Annotated in this window: 1 pseudogene; it reads left to right on the forward strand. The window is 73.0% G+C overall.

From position 1 onward, the window contains the following. Positions 1–287 precede the first annotated feature (287 nt). A pseudogene (locus tag AB0L34_RS34555) lies at positions 288–1001 on the forward strand (serine/threonine-protein phosphatase); the annotation flags it as partial.

Below are 1001 nucleotides of genomic sequence, written 5' to 3' on the forward strand. Positions count from 1 at the left end.
TGGGTGACGAGCAGCCGGCGGCGACGAGCAGGGCGGCGGCGAGCACCGCTGCCACGCGTACGGGCTTGGGTCTGATCGCCACCGGCAACCCCTCGAACACTCGTCTGCGGATGGCAGCCGGGCGGGCGCTCCGGCGAGGATCGATCATCGCGTGCCCGAGCGCCCGCTACCGCCACTCTTCTGTAGTTGCCAACTATATGCAATACCGGCCGGTCGATGGCGGTGACCCGCCGGCCCCCGGTCTCGCTCACAAGGCGGCCGTGCTGCCCGCTGAATATGCTCGAGGGGTGGAGTACAGCGAGCAGGCGGTGCTGACCGGGATGTTGCAGTCGGCGGAGGACGCCGCCCCGGTGCAGGCGGTCGAGGCCGTCACCGGCGTCATCGCCACGGCGCTGAACGCGCGCGGCGTCTCGCTGCTGATCGCCGACCTCAGCGGCCGTGCGCTGGTCCGGCTGACCCACCAGCCGGCCGGCGGCGGTCCCGGCCGGCGCCACGACGAGGAGGACGCCGAGGTCCTCCCGTTCGACGGCGGGCCCCACGAACGCGCCCTCCGGCAACAGGCCCCCCAGGTCGTCCCCGGCGACGGCACGTGGACCGTGCTGGCTCCGGTCACCGACCGCGGAGAGGCGATCGGCCTGCTGGAAATCGACCTGCCCGACGAGCCGGACGACGACGTGGTGAACTGGGTCGCCCGTACCGCGCACGCGCTGGCGTTCGTGGTCATCGCCAACCGCAGGCACACCGACCTGTTCGAGTGGGGACAGCGCACCACCCCCTTCACCCTCTCCGCCGAGATCCAGCGCCGCCTGCTGCCCGCCTCGTTCACCTGCGAGGCCGGCGCCTTCGCCCTCTCCGGCTGGCTGGAACCCGCCGCGAGCGTCGGCGGCGACACCTTCGACTACAGCCTGGCCCGGGACCTGCTGCACCTCAGCGTCACCGACGCGATGGGCCACGGCGTGGCGAGCGCGCTCACCGCCACCCTCGGCGTGGGCAGCCTGCGC

It is taken from the genome of Micromonospora sp. NPDC052213, from assembly GCF_040679695.1.
GTDB lineage: Bacteria > Actinomycetota > Actinomycetes > Mycobacteriales > Micromonosporaceae > Micromonospora.